The following is a 19,382-nucleotide window of genomic DNA, read 5'->3' on the forward strand; positions in this document are numbered from 1 at the left end:
ACAATGAGTACAATCAGTTTTTCCGTTCCTGAAACGGAAGAAAACCTAAAACCAAAGATCACCGTTATCGGTGTCGGTGGTGCCGGCGGCAACGCCGTTAACAACATGATCGCATCCGAACTTGAAGGTTGTGATTTCGTTGTTGCCAACACCGATTCTCAGGCCCTGACCCAGGCAAAAGCAACACGCAAGATGCAGCTTGGTCGCAAAATCACCCAGGGTCTGGGTGCAGGCGCACGTCCGGATGCGGGCAGTGCCGCCGCCGAAGAATCCATTGAAGAAATTCAGGCGCAGCTTGAAGGCAGCCACATGGTATTCATCACCGCCGGTATGGGCGGTGGTACGGGTACCGGTGCAGCCCCGGTCATTGCACGTGCGGCCAAAGAAGCCGGCATTCTGACCGTTGGTGTTGTTACCAAGCCGTTCCATTTCGAAGGCACGCGCCGCATGCGCACCGCCGAACAGGGGATCGAACAGCTTCAGCAGTATGTCGACACCCTGATTATCATTCCGAACCAGAACCTGTTCCGGGTCGCGAATGAAAAAACAACCTTCGCAGATGCCTTCCAGATGGCAGATGACGTTCTGCGCAACGGTGTGCGTTCGATTACCGACCTTATGATGGTCCCGGGTCTTGTGAACCTTGACTTTGCCGATATCCGCACTGTCATGAGCGAGATGGGTAAAGCCATGATGGGCACTGGCGAAGCATCGGGTGAAAAACGTGCACTTGAGGCTGCCGAAGCTGCAATAGCCAATCCGCTTCTTGAAGATGCATCCATGAAGGGTGCTCGTGCGGTCCTGATCAACATCACCGGCGGCATGGATATGGCGCTGTATGAAGTTGACGAAGCCGCCAACCGCATCCGCGAGGAAGTCGCATCCGAAGCCAACATCATCTTCGGTTCGACCTTCGATCCGACCATCGAAGGTGCGCTTCGCGTTTCTGTTGTGGCGACCGGTATAGACGCCGAAGAAGTTCGCCGTCCGCAGCCGACCACTGTTTCTGTTGCACAGCCTGTTTCCCAGAAACCGGCAGAACATCCCGCCGCGGCACCGTCCTTCGCACAACATGGCGCTGGCAACGCAGCAGCCGCTGCTGCCCACAACACGGGTGCTGGTGATTATGCGGGTGGTGCGTCGGTTGATCACATTCCTGCTGATCGCTTTGCTGCCACCGGCAGCGCACAGCAGCCGGAAATCAGCCATCAGGCCGAAGCACAGGAAACCGGTTCGATTGAAATGGGCCAGACGGTCCTGAAACCGAAACCTGTTCTGCGTGCAGACAAGCCAGTCCAGAAACCTACCAGCAACGGCGACATGGCTTTCATTCCGCCGCGTGCTGTAACGCCAAGCGAAGCCGAGCACGCTCAGCACAGCCCGGACGTATTCGAAGCAGCCGATGCCCAGAATGCAACCTCGCCGCGTTCAGTTCTGAGCAGCCTGTTTGGAAAGAACAAGTCTGCCAAGGAACCGCACAACTATGCGGAGCCGAAAGTCTCGCAGCCGCAGGCACCTGCACCACGCCAGACCGAGATGCCGCTTGGCGAGGACAGCGAACATGTCATGAAGAAGGAGCCTGCTTCCCGGGGCAAGACGCAAGGCGCGTCTGACGACCTTCTTGAAATTCCGGCCTTCCTTCGTCGTCAGGCCAACTGACGACGATCTCCGCGCGAAGATGGGGAAGGCTTAATGCCTTCCCCTTTTTTTTGGACGCACCAGCTTGGATGACGCTGTAATTCGGCAATTGTGACCAAAGTTCGGAAACCACACGGTTACAACCGGCGCCAAATGCCCTGCAGAAATGCATTTTACCTATCAATTTCAAAGCACTATGAAGTTTACAAAGCGTAACAAAGAGTGATTTGAGTGATTGTTCGATCAACAGTAGTGTTCCAAACTAACAAAGCAGGGGCCATCCAATTTGAAGGTGGCTTTGAACATGCTTTGACGTTGATTGATGACAAACTGACTGACCTGATTTGGGGGTTCCTGTGAACAATATTGCCGATCTTGGTTCTGCTATCACGCAGACTGGCTTCTCCGGCGACGGTTATGTGCTCCAGCGCACGCTCAAAGCCTCTATCGGCTGTGCCGGTGTTGGTTTGCATTCCGGTCAGAAGATCCGCATTACCCTTCACCCTGCCCCTGCCGATCATGGCATTGTATTCCGCCGCACGGACCTGGATGACCAGCCGCTGTTTCCGGCACGTTACGATGGCGTGATCGATACCCGTCTTTGCACCTGCCTTGGTGATGCAGCCCGGGGCATCAAGATCGGGACGATCGAACATCTGATGGCCGCCCTTGCCGGTACACGCATTGATAACGTGCTCATCGATATCGATGCCGACGAAGTTCCGGTCATGGATGGCAGCTCCGCCCCGTTTAACTTCCTGATTGATTGCGTTGGCATCGAAGAACTTGATGCCCCGCGTCAGGTCATCGAAGTCCTTAAACCGGTTGAAGTCGAATATAACGGCTGCACCGCACGCGTTGAACCGGCCAACGGGTTCGAGATTGATTTCGAGATTGATTTCGCCAGTAAGGCCATTGCCAACCAGCGCATGTCCGTAAAGTTCGATGACGGCGTGTTTGTTGCCGATATCGCACGCGCGCGTACCTTTGGCTTCTTGCATGAAGTTGAAGCCATGCGTTCTGCCGGTCTTGCCCGTGGCGGTTCGCTTGATAACGCGGTTGTTCTTTCCGGTGACGAAGTCATGAATGAGGAAGGCCTGCGTTACGAAGACGAATTCGTCCGCCACAAGATCCTTGATGCGCTTGGCGATCTTTATACTGCCGGCAACCAGTTGCAGGGCAAGGTCACCGCTTACAAATCCGGTCACCATGTCAACAATCTGCTACTTCAGGCGTTGCTGGCCGACGAAGACGCTTATCGTGTTGTTCCGCTGACCAAGGCGGCCTTGCGCGGCGTTTCCGAGCCGATGCTTGCCACTGCCTGAAATCAGGTGTCACTGGCATCCACATTATGAGAATGGCGGCCCTTGTGGTCGCCTTTTTTGTTTTCGGCGTTGGTTTTCAGTCTTCTGATCCGCGTCACAGCATTTAACATGGAATAAAAGTCGGCATTTGACGACACAACTACTTGCCCAAGCACGCCCTTCGCATGATATAGTCCGGCGGATTTTACGGTGAGTGCGTCAAAAATTTCGAGGATACGTCACAGTGCTAAGTACCGTTCGCGCCAAACACGTCATTGCAACTCTCGGCCTGTCGCTGATGCTTGCGGCATGTTCAAGCAATGATGCGCCGGAATATGTCGAACGTCCGGTTTCCGAACTGTATAACGGCGCGCAGGATCTGCTTGACGCCAAGGAATACCAACAGGCTGCCGAGGCATTTGACGAAGTCGAACGTCAGCACCCCTATTCGGTCTGGGCGACCAAGGCGACCCTCATGTCGGCTTATGCCTATTACCAGGACAACAAATACGATGATGCGATCAACGCACTGGATCGCTTTATCTCGTTGCATCCGGCCAACCCGGATGTGCCATATGCCTATTACCTCAAGGCGCTGTCCTATTACGAACAGATTTCGGACGTCGGCCGCGATCAGCAGATGACCCAGCACGCGATGGATGCGCTTGACGATGTCATCCGCCGCTTCCCCGATAGCAAATATGCCCGCGATGCCAAGCTGAAAAAGGACCTGACGGTCGATCACCTTGCGGGCAAGGAAATGGATGTCGGGCGCTATTATCAGGACCGCAACGAATATCTGGCGGCAATCAACCGCTTCAAAGCAGTGATCGAGAATTATCAGACCACCACCCACGTGCCAGAGGCCCTTGCACGCCTGACCGAGTGCTATCTTGCACTTGGTCTTGAAGGCGAAGCCAAGCGGACCGCAGCTGTGCTTGGTCACAACTTCCCGGGCAGCGAATATTACAGCGAGTCCTATAGTCTCATGCTTGGTGAAGACGCACCGGAGCGCGAAGACAGCAGTTGGTGGGATGACACGACCAACGCCATCTCCAGCCTGTTCTGATTTCGTTTAAGCAAACCCTCGCAAGGCCAAGGGTTTGCTTGACAATCCGCCTTGCGACAAGATAGAACAAAAAAAGAACAAATTGCGGTTACCGTCTGATATCACTGCATTTTGATCAAACGCCCTTCGGACGACAGGATTGAATGTCGTTTCGCCTTCGCAAGGCTTGCAAGGCAGGGCGGGATTGGGCACTCTGCACATTCACAAACAAGTTTGGCTGTACCTGTCTGCTGCTCCGTTAACAACATCAGTACCCAGCAATGCTTCGACGCCTTAGCATTCGGAATGTAGTCCTTATCGACAAACTGGATCTCGATTTTCACGACGGGCTTAGCGTGCTCACAGGTGAAACCGGTGCCGGTAAATCGATCCTGCTTGATTCCCTTGGCCTCGCGCTGGGTGCGCGCGCCGACAGCGGCCTTGTCCGCCATGGCTGCGACAAGTGCAGTGTCACCGCAACCTTCAATCTGCCACAAGGCCACCCGGTTTTCGGATTGCTGTCAGATCAGGATATTGATCTTGAGGGCGAAGACCTTGTCGTGCGCCGTGTTGTCACGTCAGATGGCCGTTCGCGTGCCTATGTAAATGATCAATCCGTCTCGGTCGGGCTGCTGCGCGATGTTGGCAATTACTGCGTCGAAATTCAGGGCCAGTTTGATCAGCACGGCCTTCTTGATCCCACCACACATCGCGCGACACTTGATGCCCACGGCAATCTTGGCCCCCTTGCCATGACCGTGCGTGATCATTGGCGCGCCTGGCGTGAAACCCAAAAGGAACTCAATGCTGCCCGCGCCCGAATTGACAAGGCGCGCGAGGAAGAGGAATGGCTGCGCCACGCCGTCGATGAGCTTGAAAAGCTTGCCCCCGAAGAAGGCGAAGAAGAACGCCTTGCAGAGGAACGCCAGTTCCTGATGCATGGTGAAAAGCTGGTTGCGGCCCTTAATGATGCCGGATCCGAACTTTCGCGCGGCAAGGGTGCCGAAAGCGCCCTTCGTAGTGCCCAGCGGTGCCTTGAACGTGAACTTGAAAAGGCCGATGGCCGGTTTGAACCGATCATCGAGGCCCTTGATCGTGCCGCGATCGAACTTGAAGAAGCCAACCGGGCAATCTCGGCCACCTTGGCCGATCTTAATCTTGATACCGGTCATCAGGAAAATGTCGAGGAACGCCTGTTTGCCCTGCGCGCAGCCGCCCGCAAATACAATGTTCCGGTCGATGGGCTGAATGCGCTGATGAAGGATTTCCGATCCCAAATTGATCAGCTTGAATTCGGCGAGAAGGAACTGAGCCGCCTGACCGCCGCCGTAAGCGAATATCGCAAAGCCTATATCGAAGCGGGCGAAAAGCTTCATGCCGCGCGCAAGGAAGCCGCCGCCAAGCTTGATGGTGCGATCAATGCCGAATTGCCGCCGCTTCGCATGGAAAAGGCGCGCTTTGTTACCGACATTGCCGAGCTTGAAGAAGCCGAATGGGGCCAGGATGGCATTGACCGGGTGCAGTTCACGGTTGCCACCAACCCCGGCAGCCCCCCGGGCGCACTCAACAAAATCGCATCGGGGGGCGAGCTTTCGCGCTTCCTGCTTGCACTCAAGGTCGTGCTGGCGCGTGTTTCTGCCGTGCCCAGCCTGGTCTTTGACGAGGTCGACAGCGGTGTCGGCGGCGCGACGGCCGCGGCCATTGGTCAGCGCCTGCATCTTCTGGCACAGGAACGCCAGATCCTTGTCATCACCCACAGCCCACAGGTCGCCGCCCGTGGTCGCACGCATTTCTATATTGCCAAGCGCGAGACAGAAGGCACCATGGTGACCCGCGTCGATGCCCTTGTCGATGGAGCCCGGCGCGAAGAAATCGCCCGTATGCTGGCCGGTCATTCCGTGACGGCCGAGGCACGTGCCGCCGCCGACAGCCTGCTTGAACAACCCAATTGATCCCGGCGCCAACACGTCGGCCCAACCTTGAATACGGAACAAAAAGAATATGAGCGCCGAACACGCGTCAAACATGTCCGAACTTCCCGAATTGCCGTCTTCGAGCACGGAGGCGCGCAAACAGCATGCCGAAATTTCCGAACGTATCCGGTCTTATAACGAGGCCTATCACGTTAATGACGACCCGCTGGTTTCGGATGCGACATATGACGCGCTGTTCAATCGCCTGATCGAACTTGAATCCCACTATCCGACGCTGAAGAAAAACAGCCCGACACAGGAAGTCGGTGCCGCCCCGGCGGAAGGCTTTGCCAAGGTCAAGCATGCCCGCCCGATGCTGTCACTTGGCAATGCATTTTCGCGCGAAGACATCGTCGATTTTCTTGCCCGTATTCGTCGCTTCCTGAACCTGACAGCGCACAGCCCGGTCGAAGTGGTGGGCGAACCCAAGATCGATGGTCTTTCGCTGTCCCTGCGATACGAAAACCGCGAACTGGTCACGGCTGCCACCCGCGGTGACGGCTCGGAGGGCGAAGACGTTACCGCCAATGTCGCCCATATTGACGACATCCCCAAGACGCTTCCCGATGATGCGCCCGATGTGGTCGAAATCCGGGGCGAGGTTTATATGGCACGCACTGCGTTTCAGAAACTGAACGCGACACAGGCCGAAACCGGCGGCAAGACCTTTGCGAACCCGCGCAACGCAGCGGCAGGGTCGCTTCGCCAGCTTGATCCATCGATCAGTGCCAGACGCCCGCTTCGTTTCTTTGCCTATAGCTTTGGCGAACTGTCCGAAAGCCTGGCCCAGACGCAGTGGAATTTCCTGCAAAAGGTCGAAGGATGGGGCTTTGTCACCAATCCGTTGACCCGGTTGCTTCATAACGCCGATGACATCATGGCGTTCTATGAAGAACTGGCAACCCAGCGCCCGGACCTTGATTACGACATTGACGGTATTGTTTATAAGGTCAATGACTTCGAACTTCAGCTGCGCCTCGGCTTCGTAAGTCGGTCACCGCGCTGGGCGATTGCGCACAAATTCCCGGCTGAGAAGGCTCGCACTCGGATCAAGGCCATCGACATTCAAGTTGGTCGCACAGGTGCCCTGACCCCGGTCGCTCGGCTGGAGCCGGTTACGGTTGGCGGTGTCGTGGTATCCAACGCCACCCTTCATAACCGAGATGAGATTGACCGCTTGGGCGTTTGGGTTGGCGATCTTGTGGTTGTGCAACGTGCCGGTGACGTTATTCCCCAAGTCGTTGAGGTCATTCTGGACGAGGATGGCAATCATCCGGATGATGCAACACCTTACGAATTTCCCACCGAGTGCCCGAAATGCGGCAGCCACGCCATGCGCGAAGAAGGCGAAGCCGTAACCCGGTGTACTGGCGGCTTGATCTGCCCGGCACAGGCAGTTGAGCGCCTGAAACATTTCGTATCGCGCACGGCCTTTGATATCGATGGCCTGGGGGCCAAGAATGTCGAGGCGTTCTTTGAACTGGGTTGGCTGAAGTCGCCTGGCGATATTTTCCGTCTTGAAAGCGATCACGGCGATGCCATCCGAAAGCTTGAAGGTTGGGGGGAAAAATCCGCAACCAAGCTGTTTGATGGCATCAATGAACGGCGTACCATCGGGCTCGACAAGTTTATCTATGCACTTGGCATTCGCCAGATCGGTCAGGCAACGGCAAAGCTTCTGGCACGCCATTATGGATCGCTTGCCGAATGGCGCAGCGCCATGGTTGCCGCCAATGAAGCCGACAGCGAAGCCCTTCGCGAACTGATCAACATTGATCAGATCGGCCCCGGTGTCGCCAAGGACCTGATCGAATTCATGGCCGAAGATCACAACCGCGAGGTTCTTGATGATCTGCAAGGGCTTTTGACGATTACCGATGTCGAAGCCCCGCAGGTCAGCGACAATCCGGTCAATGGCAAAACCGTTGTCTTTACCGGCAAGTTGGAGCTCTTTTCACGCAACGAAGCCAAGGTCAAAGCCGAAAGTCTTGGCGCGAAGGTCGCCGGATCCGTATCGGCAAAAACCGATTATTTGGTTGCAGGACCGGGTGCGGGCTCCAAATTAAAGAAAGCAGAAGAATTAGGTGTTACAGTGCTTGATGAACAGGGATGGCTTGATCTGATTGCCACGGAATAAAAATGATCTAACCGGGGAGTGTGTGCTGATGGAAGACCTTGGAAGTTTTTTTCGCCGTTATGTCGATGCCCATCTGAAGCTTGAAGAAAACGCACTTGATGATTTCTTCCACTTCCCGTGCCTGATCAATGATCTGTCCGGTGTGCAGGCCATTGGCAGTTCAGACGATCTGCACAAATACCATCACTCGTTCTTTGATGAACTGAAAAATGCCGATCTTGCCATGGCAAAGTCCATGGTGATTGAACAGCATTCCGCCCTTCCCGGTGGGGCGCGTGCAATTGTTTCGTTCCGCTTTGGCAATTCGGAAAACAACCTGATCTTTGATTGCGACTATGCGTTCGCACTGCTCAAGCAGGATGAAAAGTGGAAAGTCATCTTTGCCCAGCTTGATGAAATCAGATACAGCGACCTGTATTGAGGCCCGCATGGTGCCCGCCCTTCCCCACCGCCTGATCACACTTGGTTTTGCCCTGATGCTGGGATGCTTTCCAGCAGTATCAAAGGCCGATCCGGACTTTGATACCCTGTCGGGCCCGGCGCGTGCGATTGATGCTGATACGCTTGAATTCGGCTTCAAACGTGTTGATCTGTGGGGGGCGGACGCCATGAACCGTTTTCAGGAATGTCTGATTAACGGTCAAAGCACGGCCTGCGGGGCAGAGGCATGGCAGGTGACCACCAACCTTCTGGTCGCAACACCGATAACATGCGAAGTGCGCGGGAAAAACCGGTATCATCGCAACATGACCGTTTGCCGCAATGCCAACGGGGTTGATATTGGGCAAAGCCTGATTGTTCGGGGCATGGCGGTTGCCCGCCCCGATCAGATGCCGGAATACAAAGCCTATGAAAATCAGGCGCGACAGGCACGCACCGGCGTCTGGGCAGGGGAATTCATTGATCCGCTGAAATGGCGGCGCGGTGAACGTTTACCCGAACATGAAATTGAAGTTCGCCGCTGGCAACGCGACGAATAACATCAAACCTAATTAGCGTTGCGACGTCCCACCGGATGCAAACGGCCGTGCCAGCAACCGTCCCAGCCCCGCCAGTGTAAAGCTGTTTTTAAGTGACGCCACACCGAGTGTGACGACCACAAACCCAACCAATTGCGGCACTGTGAGGACCTCGCCCAGAAACAGCCATGCAGCAAAGAAGGTCATGGCAGGCCCCGAAAGCGATATCAGCGATGCCTGCGTCGCACCGACCCTGCGAATACCCTCGTACAGCAGGAAGAACGGAATAACGGTGCAAAATATCGAAATACCTGCCGTCCACATGATGCCGGCCACATTCAGGTTCAGCGGGTTTTGCACGATCAATTGGTAAATCACCATGCAAATACCGGCCATGGTGTTGATCAGGGCTGCAAAATGCATCGACCCGATAACGGTAATCATCCGCTGTCCGAAATAGAGATAAATCGCATAGGTCACAGCAGAACCGAACGCCCAAGCCGCCCCGTACCAAAGCTCCTGCGATACCTCGCCAAACCCGCCCGGTGCCAGCACCAAAACAAGCCCGACATAGGTTATGACAAAGCAGAAAATTTGGCGAACTGGCGGAAAGCGCCGTTTATGGAGCGCCTCAAGGATCATCACGACGGCCGGAAACGTAAACAGCACGATCCGCGAAACGGTGACCTCAATCAACGAAACAGCGGTAAAATCAAACAAGGCCGCAAGGAAAAACAGCCCGCCATAAAGCCCGCCCCAGGCAAGATCAACCGGCTTCATCTTGCGGTCGCCCGGCCGGTTCTTGCCAAACAAAACCACCCCAAGCCAGAAGAGCGGCATCGCGATCAAAAACCGCAACAGCAACAAGCCATCCACTGTCATACCCGTGGCATAAACAAATTTTGCCAGAAGGCCTTTCATGGCCAAGGCAGCTGTCGCAAGCAACACAATGGTCAGCGCGGAACCCGCCGGCGACACGACAGGCGTAACAACCTGTTGCCCGGGCTCAGAAGGTGACGGTGGTGGCGTCATGGGTTTCTCCGATCCTCTATCGGTTGCCATAGTTACCCGTGAACTGCCATTATTCAATTCGAATTAATTGCTATCAGATATCAGCTTTGGCTATATCTGGCAGGCAAATGGATGCGCAAAGCTGCTCAGGATCACGCCCGATGGATATCAAACAACTTCGAAGCTTTGTACATATTGCCGAACTCGGCAGCCTGTCACGCGCGGCAGAGCGGCTTAATTTGTCGCAGCCCGCGCTCAGTCGGCAGCTTAACCTTCTCGAAGAGGCGCTTGAGACCAAACTGTTGGAACGTACCGGACGCGGCGTCAAATTAACCGAAGCGGGCCAGATGCTTGCCGAACGGGCCCGTGTGATCCTGACCGATCTTGCCCGTCTTGAAGCGGATCTTTCGGCCCGCAGCAGTCAGGTGACAGGCCATGTGCATGTCGGCGTTCCGCCCAGCGCCGGGATCGTGATTACCGGGGCGCTGATTGAAACTCTGCGCGATCGCTATCCTGACCTTAACATCACGGTTGCCGAAGACCTGACTGGCGATGTGCAGGAAGGATTGCTGTCCGGGCGACTTGATATCGGCATCCTTCATGACGGCATGATTTCACGCAGCCTGCATGCCGAACAGCTTTGGCGCGAAGACCTGTTTCTGATTTCCCACCCATCACAGGTCGGCGAACAGGAAACCGAAATCGCCTACGAAGATGTTTTGTCCCTGCCGCTCATCATGCCGACCAACAAGCACGGGCTGCGCGCCATGATGCAGGAAGCCGCCTTTCGCGCCGGACGGCCGTTGACTCCGGTGGTGGAGGCCGATGCCCTTCGCGTTTTGGTCGATCTGGTGACGCGCAATGTCGGGCATACCGTCTTGCCGCGCAGTTCGCTGGTTCAGGAACTTTCGACCGGGCGCCTCAAGGCACGGCGCATCACCAACCCGGAACTGTCGCGCAAGGTGATGCTGTCCTGGTTACAGGATCGCCCGCTGAGTGCCGGGGGCAAGGCGGTTGTCGATACATTGCGTGATCTTGCCGGCACCGTTCCGATGGCCAACCAAAAATAAACCAACACTGACTCTGATAAACAAAACCCCGACCGAAAGATGCTTCGGTCGGGGTTTTTATCATCGTATCAATCGCTGGGATCAGACTGGTGCCTGACTGTCCGACGATTTCTGCCAAAGATTGATACCGGCATCCCCGGCATATTTATCTATCTCGGCCAACTCGTCTGCGCTGAATTCAAGGTTATTGAGCGCATCAAGGCTGTTATCAAGCTGCTGAACATGACGTGCCCCGATCAGGGCAGATGTCACCTCGGGACGGCGCAGCACCCAGGCAATCGCCATCTGGGCCAAGCTTTGACCGCGACGTTTGGCGATCTCGTTCAGTGCGCGAACGCGATTGATGTTTTCGTCGCTCAGCATGCCTTTCTGGAAGGATCCTTCAAGGGCGGCACGTGAATCCTCTGGCACGCCATTCAGGTACTTGTTGGTCAAAAGGCCCTGTGCGAGCGGCGAGAAGGCGATGCAGCCCATGCCAAGCTCGGAAAGCGTATCAAGCAGACCATCCTCGACCCAGCGATTGACCATCGAATAGGACGGCTGATGAATGACGCATGGCGTTCCCATGTCCTTGAGGATCGCATGCGCTTCGCGGGTCATTTCCGGCGAATAGGACGAAATCCCGACATAAAGCGCCTTGCCCGAACGCACGATCTGATCAAGTGCGCCCATGGTCTCGGCAAGCGGGGTGTTGGGATCAACCCGGTGGGAATAGAAGATATCGACATATTCCAACCCCATCCTCTTAAGACTTTGATCCAGGCTGGAAATCAGATATTTGCGTGACCCCCATTCCCCAAACGGCCCCGGCCACATGCGATAGCCCGCCTTGGTGGAAATGATCAACTCGTCGCGATGGCGTTTAAGATCCTGCGACAGGACCTTGCCAAAGTTTTCTTCGGCCGAACCCGGCGGCGGGCCATAGTTGTTGGCAAGATCAAAGTGGAACACACCGCGATCAAACGCGCGACGGATCATCGCCCGCTGGGTTTCATAGACATCCACGCCACCGAAATTCTGCCACAGACCAAGCGTGATTTTCGGCAGAAGCAATCCACTGCGCCCGCAACAGTCCCAGTTTTCGTCGTTATAGCGATCAGGATTAGCCATCCACTGGGCTTCGACTTCAGCCATATATTCCTCCTGCTTTCAGAAGCGGTTTACCGCTTTTCTTAAATCGATCCAATGCAGTCTTAATAGGGCATTCGACCCTGTTTGTCAGTGCCAAGTACGCAGCGTGAAATCAGTCTGATTTCTTTTTGATCGGCGCTGTTGCGTTTTGCAGCCATTCACGATGATCATCATCGAGATCATCGGCATACATCGCATAGACTTGTGCGTGGTAATCGTTAAGCCACTGCAACTCGTCCCTGGTCATCAATTCCGGATCGATCAGTTTGCGGTCAATCGGCGAGAAGGTCAGCGTTTCAAAGCCAAGCATTTTGCGATCAGCCCCAATCGGCGCATCGATTTCAGTTACCGCAATCAGGTTTTCAATGCGAATGCCGTATTCGCCTTCCTTATAAAAGCCCGGCTCGTTCGAAAGGATCATCCCCGGTTTCAGGGCCACCGTGTTCGGCGCCTTGGAAATGCGTTGCGGACCTTCATGCACACCAAGGTAGCTGCCAACGCCGTGGCCGGTGCCATGGTCAAAATCAAGCCCGGCTTCCCAAAGCGGCATGCGTGCCAGCGTATCAAGCTGTTGGCCCGTAGTTCCAACGGGGAATATGGCGCGGGCAAGGGCAATATGCCCCTTCAGCACGCGGGTGAAGCGGTCGCGATGTTCCTGTGTCGGATTCCCGATCACGGTCGTGCGCGTGATATCGGTGGTACCATCAAGATATTGCGCCCCGGAATCAATCAGGAAAATCTCGCCCGGGGTCAGATTGCGGTTGGTTTCCGGGGTATTGCGGTAATGGCAAAGCGCCCCGTTCGGGCCACTGCCCGGAATGGTTTCAAAGCTTGAATCACGGAACAGCGGATCTTCGGCACGCATCGACAGTAACATGTCGGCTGCTGCGCGTTCATCGATATCACCGTTGGCGGCCGTTTCATCAAGCCACTTGAAATAGCGAATGATCTTTTCGCCGTCGCGTTTGTGGGCCTTGCGCGAACCGTCAAGTTCGACCTCGTTCTTGCAGGCCTTCGGAATGGCAACCGGATCACGCCCGACACGCACGGTGGCACCGGCCTCGGACAATTTCATACGCAGCCAGTCGGCTGCAGTGGCTTCATCCAGACGCACAGCCTGATTGCCCATCGCCTTCAGGGCATCCCCGAGTTCGCCCGGTGCCCGCAAGGTTGCCTCACCCGACAGCCATTTGAGCGTTTCTGGCGCGATTTTGCGTTCGTCCATGAAAAGTTCGACCGAGGCATCGCCGTTGATGATCGCATAGCCAAGTGCAAGCGGTGTTTGCGGCACATCGGCACCACGGATATTCAAAAGCCACGCGATGCTGTCAGGTGCCGACAGAATGGCGCTGTCGCACGAAATGCGCGACAGAATTTCGGCAATCTGGGTGCGCTTTTCAAAACTGGATTTACCGGCATATTCCATTGGATGCGGACGCACCGGGCCAAGCGGCAGGTGCGGCTGGGCATGCCAGATGGCGTCAATCGGGTTGGTATCAATCGCGATCAGTTCCGCCCCGACCGCCTCACAGGCAGAGCGCAGATGTGCCGCCTGTTGCACGGTATGCAGCCAAGGATCATAAGCCAGCTTCTCACCCGATTTCAGGTGGTCATGCAGCCAGCCGACAACCGGTTCTTCGACAAGGTGGCGGTATTCAAACAGATCACGGTTAACTTGCTGGCGCACCTGAATGGTGTAACGGCCATCGACAAAAACGGCGGCCTTGTCGCGCAAGACAACGGTCGCACCCGCAGATCCGGTAAAGCCGGTCAGCCACGCCAGACGTTCGGCCCGTGCTGGTACGTTTTCGCCCTGATGTTCGTCCGCGCGCGGCACAATAAAGCCGTCAACGCCCTTGGCCGCCAGATAGGTGCGCAAAGCATCCAGTCGATGGGCTGCGTCAAAATCATCCTTGGCCATTTTAAAAAGCGTTTTACGCTCATCCCGCAGGGCCAGCAATTCGGCCCGCAGGGCATCATCCGGGGATTGGCAAATCAGATCAATCCAGTCTTCTCGCGTGCTGCCCTGGGCTGCGGCCAGAACACCGTCAATCAGGTCGATGACAGCGCTAACATCCTTGTCGACATTGGCGGCTTCAAGCAGTTTGGCAAGTTGAGCATCACCGGAAATGGCCATGAAGATCCTCTTTAAAACATGTGGGGCATTGGGCAGGTGGTTAGACCTATGTAAGGGTTTGTGCCGATGTCGCGCAAGCACCAAAGAACTTTCCGACATACTGAGCCCTTTTCCCCGCCCGAAAACACCGGTGCATGCATCCCGCGTATGAATGCGTTGCAACCTTCGCAATGCACATTAGCCAAAGGTTAACGTATGACAGTCCCGCGACAAAAAGATGGCCCGTCGGGACGTCAATTTGCTGGAGACCATGAACGGTGATCCGTTTTCCTATTACTGCCTTGAGCGTCATACAATCCCGTCGTCGCCAGACGGCCTATGACGGCCTTGAGCGCCTGGCCCTTGGTCAGAAAACTGCGCTCGGTCTTGATACTGGCCCTGCCCATCCGGCAGACGACATTGCGGATCGAATTAAAAACGACCCGCAAGATGCCAAGGATACGGAATAACGGATCAATCCCGCCCGGGTTGGTCTGCATCAAAAGACGAAGCGCAGGATCACGGTTCATGATCCTTGCGGCATTTTTGTCTTTTCCCTCTGAAACGGCCCTGCTTCTCCACAGCAGGGCCGTTTCTTTTTGACCAGTCGCAGGCCAGCACGCCATAGTGCCCCAAACAGTAAATCATGATCACGATGCGGAGTGGAAATGACCGAGACAGTTCTGATCACCGGTGGATCACGCGGTATCGGACGCGCAACTGCTGTTCTGTTTGCCGCCAAAGGCTGGAACGTTGCGCTAAGCTTTGTTGGCAATCAGGAAAGTGCTGATGAAACATGTGCGATGTGCGAGCGCGCCGGATTTACCGGCAATGTGATTGCGCGCAAATGTGACGTTCGCGATGAAGACAGCGTTATTGCCCTGTTTGAGGCTGCACGTGATCGGTTTGGCGCGATTGACGCCGTGGTCAATAATGCCGGCATTGTCGCCCGGCAAAGCACACTTGCGGATATGGATATTGATCGCATAAAAGCCGTGTTCGATACCAACGTGCTCGGTGCCTATCTGGTTGCACGCGAAGCCGCACGAACCCTTCGTTCCGGTACCGCTATCGTCAATGTTTCATCCATTGCGGCAAAGCTTGGGTCACCTGACGAATATATCGATTACGCCGGATCAAAAGCGGCAATCGATACCCTGACCATCGGCCTTTCCAAGGAACTCGGCCCGAAAGGGATTCGCGTCAATGCCGTGCGTCCGGGCATCATCGAAACCGATATTCATGCAAGTGGTGGCCGCCCGGAACGCGCCCATGAACTCGGCCCGAATTGCCCGTTGGGACGTGCCGGCGACCCGCAGGAAGTCGCCCAAAGTATCTTTTGGCTGATCTCGGGCGACGCGTCCTATGTCACAGGCAGCATCATTGATGTATCAGGCGGCCGGTAGCACGACCGATCAAGCCTGATACCCGACGACTTTCCGGATTTGGTTGCTCTTAGGGCGTTTCAGGCTTTCCCGGCAAATCGGCAGATGCCATCGCCACGTCCTTTGTTTCGCCAAACACCGCGGCCAAGCCATCATGCAATTCAATGATATCAAGTGGCTTGGCCAGTATGCGCGCAACCCCCAAAGCATTGAAGGCGTTGGTCACCTCGTCTGAGGCATACCCGGTCATGACGACAACCGGGATTTGATTGCCAGCCTCTCGCAGCTTTTCGATCAGTTTCTGGCCGGTCATGCCGGGCATGGTCTGATCGGTCAGAAGCGCATCAAACTTTGCGTCCGGTGCACTCAGCGCTTCAAGCGCCTTGGCGGCCTCGTTAAACGTATCGACGGAATATCCGATCCGCTCCAACATCCGCGCACAAAGCCTGAGGTTCTTTTCCTCGTCATCCACGACCGCAAGATGCCCGCCTGCACCTGCCGACAGGCTGCGGGTTTCGCGCTTTTCATCCGTGGCTTCGCGATCATGTTCCGGCAACAGAATCGCGAACCGGGTTCCCTGCCCCAGGCGACTATAAACCGATATCTCGCCCTTGTGGCCGGTCACGATGCCATGCACCGTAGACAGGCCGAGCCCAGTACCCTTGCCCGGCTCCTTGGTGGTAAAGAACGGATCAAAGATCCTTTTGGCTGTTTCCGGCTCCATACCGACGCCGTTATCCACGACGCTAATCTGGATATAGCGCCCGACCGTCAATAACGGATGTATTTCCAGACTGTCTTCGGTGACTTCGAAGCGGCTTGCCTTCACGCGAATTTCACCCTGATCGCCGACCGCATGACAGGCATTGGTGATCAGGTTCATCAGACACTGATCCAGCTGTGTTGCGTTGCCCATCACGGTCATGGATTTCGCCCCCAGTTCGACCTTGATCGACACACTCGATGGCATGGACCCACGGGCAAAACGAACCGTGCCCGAAATCATCGACCCGACATCAATCGGTGAACGTTCGGTTTCTGAGTTTCGGCTGAATGCCAGAATTTGACGGACAAGATCACGTGCCCGATCCGCCCCCTGGCGAATTTCCATAACATCTTCACGCAGCGGTGAATCTTCGGGCAAATCAGAATAAAGCAGTTCGGCATAGCCACTGATTGGCTGCAGGATATTGTTGAAGTCATGTGCGATCCCGCCCGCAAGAACACCGATGGTTTCCATCCGCTGGGAATGACGCAGTTGCTGTTCAAGCTTTTCACGTTTGCGTTCGGACTGAAGCCGCTGAAGTTCGGCAGACGCCCGCGACGCGAACACTTCGACAATGGATTTCGCCAGTTCCGGATCACCAAGTGGTTTGTCCGATATGGTCACCAGAATACCGATCGGGCGTGCCTCACTGTCGTAAAGCGCGGCCCCGACATATCCAACGACATCAACGTCAGTGACCTTTTGGACATCCTTCATCAAAACGGAAAAATTGTCTTTGCAGACAAACGTGCCTTCCTTGATAACGCGTTCCGCTGCAGATCCCGCCAGGGCGAAATCAAGGCCACCACGACTGCCATCCGGGGAATAGAATGCAACTGATTTCACCCGGTCACCGACAAGTTCGGCGATATGGCAATAGGTCATATCAAGTGTTTCACAGAGAACCTTTGTCAGGTTTTCAAAGAACCCGGCACCGACCTGATAGCGGATACCACGATAAATGGATTCCAGTGTCTCCTGATGGCGTTCGCGCTCCGTCACATCCAGTGCGAAACTGGCGATACAATCCAGTTCGCCATTGGCATCAAATATCGGGCTTTCATACCATTCGCAGATGATGCGGCTGCCGTCGCGTTTGACATTCTCGAACCGGTTATTGACGCTGTTTTGCGTTTCCATGATCCGTTCGATCAGAGTGCCAAGACGCGCCCGGTCTTCCTCGGGCACCAGAAGTTCAAGCTTCTTGCCGACCATCTCATCGGCATTATAGCCAAACAGCTGACAGGCGGTTTCGTTCACCTCAATGATGGTTCTGTCCGGCGTCCAGTAAAACACTCCGATTTTCGCGTTGTTGAAGTGCGCGCGCAGGCGGCGCTGGTTGGCCTCCAGATCACTCTTGGCAACCTCAAGATCCTGGCGATAACGGATGCGTTCGGTGATATCGCGGCAACTGATCCTGATCCCGAGGTTCCCACCGTCGCTATCGGCGATCGGTTGCCATGACATGTCGATACCGACCTTGCGGCCATCCTTGTGAACACCGGTGAATTCGCGGTCACTGCCTGACAGGCCATCAAGACCTTCGTCAATATAGTGGCGGACACGGTCACGATCCTCGGGCGCAATAAATGACAGCGGATAATCACCACACGCCATGCATTCATCGACCGTGTAGCCCAGAACGCGTTCAATCCCCGGGTTCACCCAGATCAGTTTGCCATCAGGCGCAATCCAGCTTTCCCAGCCGTAGGTGTAGTTGGCAACCGCCTCAAAGCGACGGCGCGAGAAGCTAAGCTCGTCATTGGCTTCCATGACATTTTTCATGCCTGCGGCGGCTGCCAACAACCCACCTGCCATATGAGCGAAAACGATTTCCTCAGGGCGCCATACTCTGGTCCGCCCGACAGACTCAAAGCACAATATGCCCATTCGGCCCGCCGCCGAGATCAATGCAACATCAAGGATTGCTTTGATATTCATCGGGATCAGATAAGCGTCTTTAAGTTCGGAAGTACGCGGATCTTCAACGGCGTTGTCCGCATCGATAATCTGCCCGGTTTCCAGCGCCGCAAAATATCGCGGCAATACAGCGCGTTTCAAAATCATGCCGTCATGTTTCGCCGACGGATCATTGGCATCAAACAGCCCGACGCACTCAACGTCACCATCATCTTTTTCCAACCACAGACTTGCCCGTTCACAATTCATCAGGTTGGCAAAACGCTTCAATGTCGGGCGGAAAGACGCATTTTCGATGCGATCAAGTGACGAGAAATGGTTGGCGACTTCAGACGCACTTTCGCGGATTTGTTCAAGAAACTTTTTGCCCGACATCAGTTCGTTTTGCGAACGCAGCTGGTCCATGCTGGTTTGCAAAAGTGCCTGGCGCATCCAGACGATCCCGACAACAAGTGACGCGGTCATCCAGACATACCCAAACAGCGCAGATCCCCAAACCGGCAACGTATGGGGAACGGTTCCGCTATCGGTGATCAAGCCCCCGTCGAGGTTGAAAACACGCATCACGCCGACGCTTGCAATCGCGACAAAGCAGAACACCGCGTAGCGAATGGTGACGGAAAATCGCCAGAACAGCGCCACGATAACGGTTGACACAATCATCATCGCCATGCCGCTTGCGGGCGAAAACCTGACGATATAAAGCAACGACATGCTTGTCATTGCGGCGACAATCACAACCGACTTGGTAAAGGTCGATAAGCGTTTGCGAAGTACAAGACCGGCAACAACGGCCAGAAAAACCAAAAGATGGATGATCTCGACCGCGATCGAACGCTGGCTTGCTTCGCGCAACATCGAGGAAACCAATGCGGGCACCCCGCCAATCGACATCACAAACAACATAAAGTCTGCGCTGCGGTT

General features: G+C 55.3%; 14 protein-coding genes. 10 read left to right on the forward strand and 4 right to left on the reverse strand.

Going from position 1 to position 19,382, the window contains the following annotated elements; translation table 11 throughout:
* Positions 1 to 3: 3 nt before the first annotated feature.
* The 7 genes from ftsZ to FHI25_RS01100 all read left to right on the forward strand — a co-directional run bounded on the left by ftsZ (position 4) and on the right by FHI25_RS01100 (position 9,080).
* The gene (gene ftsZ, locus FHI25_RS01070; protein ID WP_210514224.1) at positions 4 to 1,659 is read left to right on the forward strand and encodes a cell division protein FtsZ; all 1,656 of its coding nucleotides are present in this window, start codon (positions 4 to 6) and stop codon (positions 1,657 to 1,659) included.
* A 335-nt stretch (positions 1,660 to 1,994) separates the two neighbouring features.
* Positions 1,995 to 2,963 (forward strand): UDP-3-O-acyl-N-acetylglucosamine deacetylase, encoded by a 969-nt coding sequence (gene lpxC, locus FHI25_RS01075; RefSeq protein ID WP_083996922.1) that lies wholly within the window; start codon positions 1,995 to 1,997, stop codon positions 2,961 to 2,963.
* A 223-nt stretch (positions 2,964 to 3,186) separates the two neighbouring features.
* Complete coding sequence (locus FHI25_RS01080) at positions 3,187 to 4,011, forward strand: outer membrane protein assembly factor BamD (RefSeq protein WP_083952662.1); 825 nt, start codon at positions 3,187 to 3,189, stop codon at positions 4,009 to 4,011.
* 260 nt (positions 4,012 to 4,271) lie between these two features.
* Complete coding sequence (recN, locus tag FHI25_RS01085) at positions 4,272 to 5,942, forward strand: DNA repair protein RecN (protein ID WP_210514226.1); 1,671 nt, start codon at positions 4,272 to 4,274, stop codon at positions 5,940 to 5,942.
* Between the two features lie 49 nt (positions 5,943 to 5,991).
* Entirely contained in the window at positions 5,992 to 8,100 is a 2,109-nt protein-coding gene (ligA, locus tag FHI25_RS01090; RefSeq protein ID WP_210514228.1) for an NAD-dependent DNA ligase LigA, read from the forward strand.
* A gap of 28 nt (positions 8,101 to 8,128) precedes the next feature.
* Positions 8,129 to 8,521: a hypothetical protein gene (locus FHI25_RS01095; RefSeq protein WP_063088828.1), complete on the forward strand. Its 393-nt coding sequence runs from the start codon at positions 8,129 to 8,131 to the stop codon at positions 8,519 to 8,521.
* Positions 8,481 to 9,080: a thermonuclease family protein gene (locus FHI25_RS01100; protein WP_246878847.1), complete on the forward strand. Its 600-nt coding sequence runs from the start codon at positions 8,481 to 8,483 to the stop codon at positions 9,078 to 9,080. Before FHI25_RS01095 ends, FHI25_RS01100 begins: the two co-directional genes overlap by 41 nt.
* Before the next feature lie 12 nt (positions 9,081 to 9,092).
* Here the strand turns inward: FHI25_RS01100 and FHI25_RS01105 are convergent, their stop codons facing one another.
* Entirely contained in the window at positions 9,093 to 10,091 is a 999-nt protein-coding gene (locus tag FHI25_RS01105) for a DMT family transporter (RefSeq protein ID WP_210514230.1), read from the reverse strand.
* A 140-nt stretch (positions 10,092 to 10,231) separates the two neighbouring features.
* Here FHI25_RS01105 and FHI25_RS01110 point away from each other — a divergent pair, with 140 nt between their 5' ends.
* Complete coding sequence (locus tag FHI25_RS01110; protein ID WP_210514232.1) at positions 10,232 to 11,140, forward strand: LysR family transcriptional regulator; 909 nt, start codon at positions 10,232 to 10,234, stop codon at positions 11,138 to 11,140.
* Positions 11,141 to 11,221: 81 nt separating this feature from the next.
* Here the strand turns inward: FHI25_RS01110 and mgrA are convergent, their stop codons facing one another.
* The gene (gene mgrA, locus FHI25_RS01115; protein WP_282597573.1) at positions 11,222 to 12,250 is read right to left on the reverse strand and encodes an L-glyceraldehyde 3-phosphate reductase; all 1,029 of its coding nucleotides are present in this window, start codon (positions 12,248 to 12,250) and stop codon (positions 11,222 to 11,224) included.
* Positions 12,251 to 12,383: 133 nt separating this feature from the next.
* Complete coding sequence (locus FHI25_RS01120; protein ID WP_210514236.1) at positions 12,384 to 14,408, reverse strand: aminopeptidase P family protein; 2,025 nt, start codon at positions 14,406 to 14,408, stop codon at positions 12,384 to 12,386.
* Positions 14,409 to 14,665: 257 nt separating this feature from the next.
* Between FHI25_RS01120 and FHI25_RS01125 the strand changes: the two genes are divergently transcribed.
* Both FHI25_RS01125 and FHI25_RS01130 read left to right on the forward strand, forming a co-directional pair.
* A complete protein-coding gene (locus tag FHI25_RS01125; RefSeq protein WP_147419464.1) occupies positions 14,666 to 14,857 on the forward strand; it encodes a hypothetical protein in 192 nt (63 codons plus the stop codon).
* Positions 14,858 to 15,055: 198 nt separating this feature from the next.
* Positions 15,056 to 15,793 (forward strand): SDR family oxidoreductase, encoded by a 738-nt coding sequence (locus FHI25_RS01130; RefSeq protein WP_210514238.1) that lies wholly within the window; start codon positions 15,056 to 15,058, stop codon positions 15,791 to 15,793.
* 49 nt (positions 15,794 to 15,842) lie between these two features.
* Here the strand turns inward: FHI25_RS01130 and FHI25_RS01135 are convergent, their stop codons facing one another.
* On the reverse strand, positions 15,843 to 19,364 hold the full coding sequence (locus FHI25_RS01135; protein WP_210514240.1) for a PAS domain S-box protein: 3,522 nt from the start codon (positions 19,362 to 19,364) through the stop codon (positions 15,843 to 15,845).
* Between the last annotated feature and the right edge of the window lie 18 nt (positions 19,365 to 19,382).

Origin of the sequence: Thalassospira sp. ER-Se-21-Dark (assembly GCF_017922435.1) — a bacterium.
Lineage (GTDB): Bacteria > Pseudomonadota > Alphaproteobacteria > Rhodospirillales > Thalassospiraceae > Thalassospira.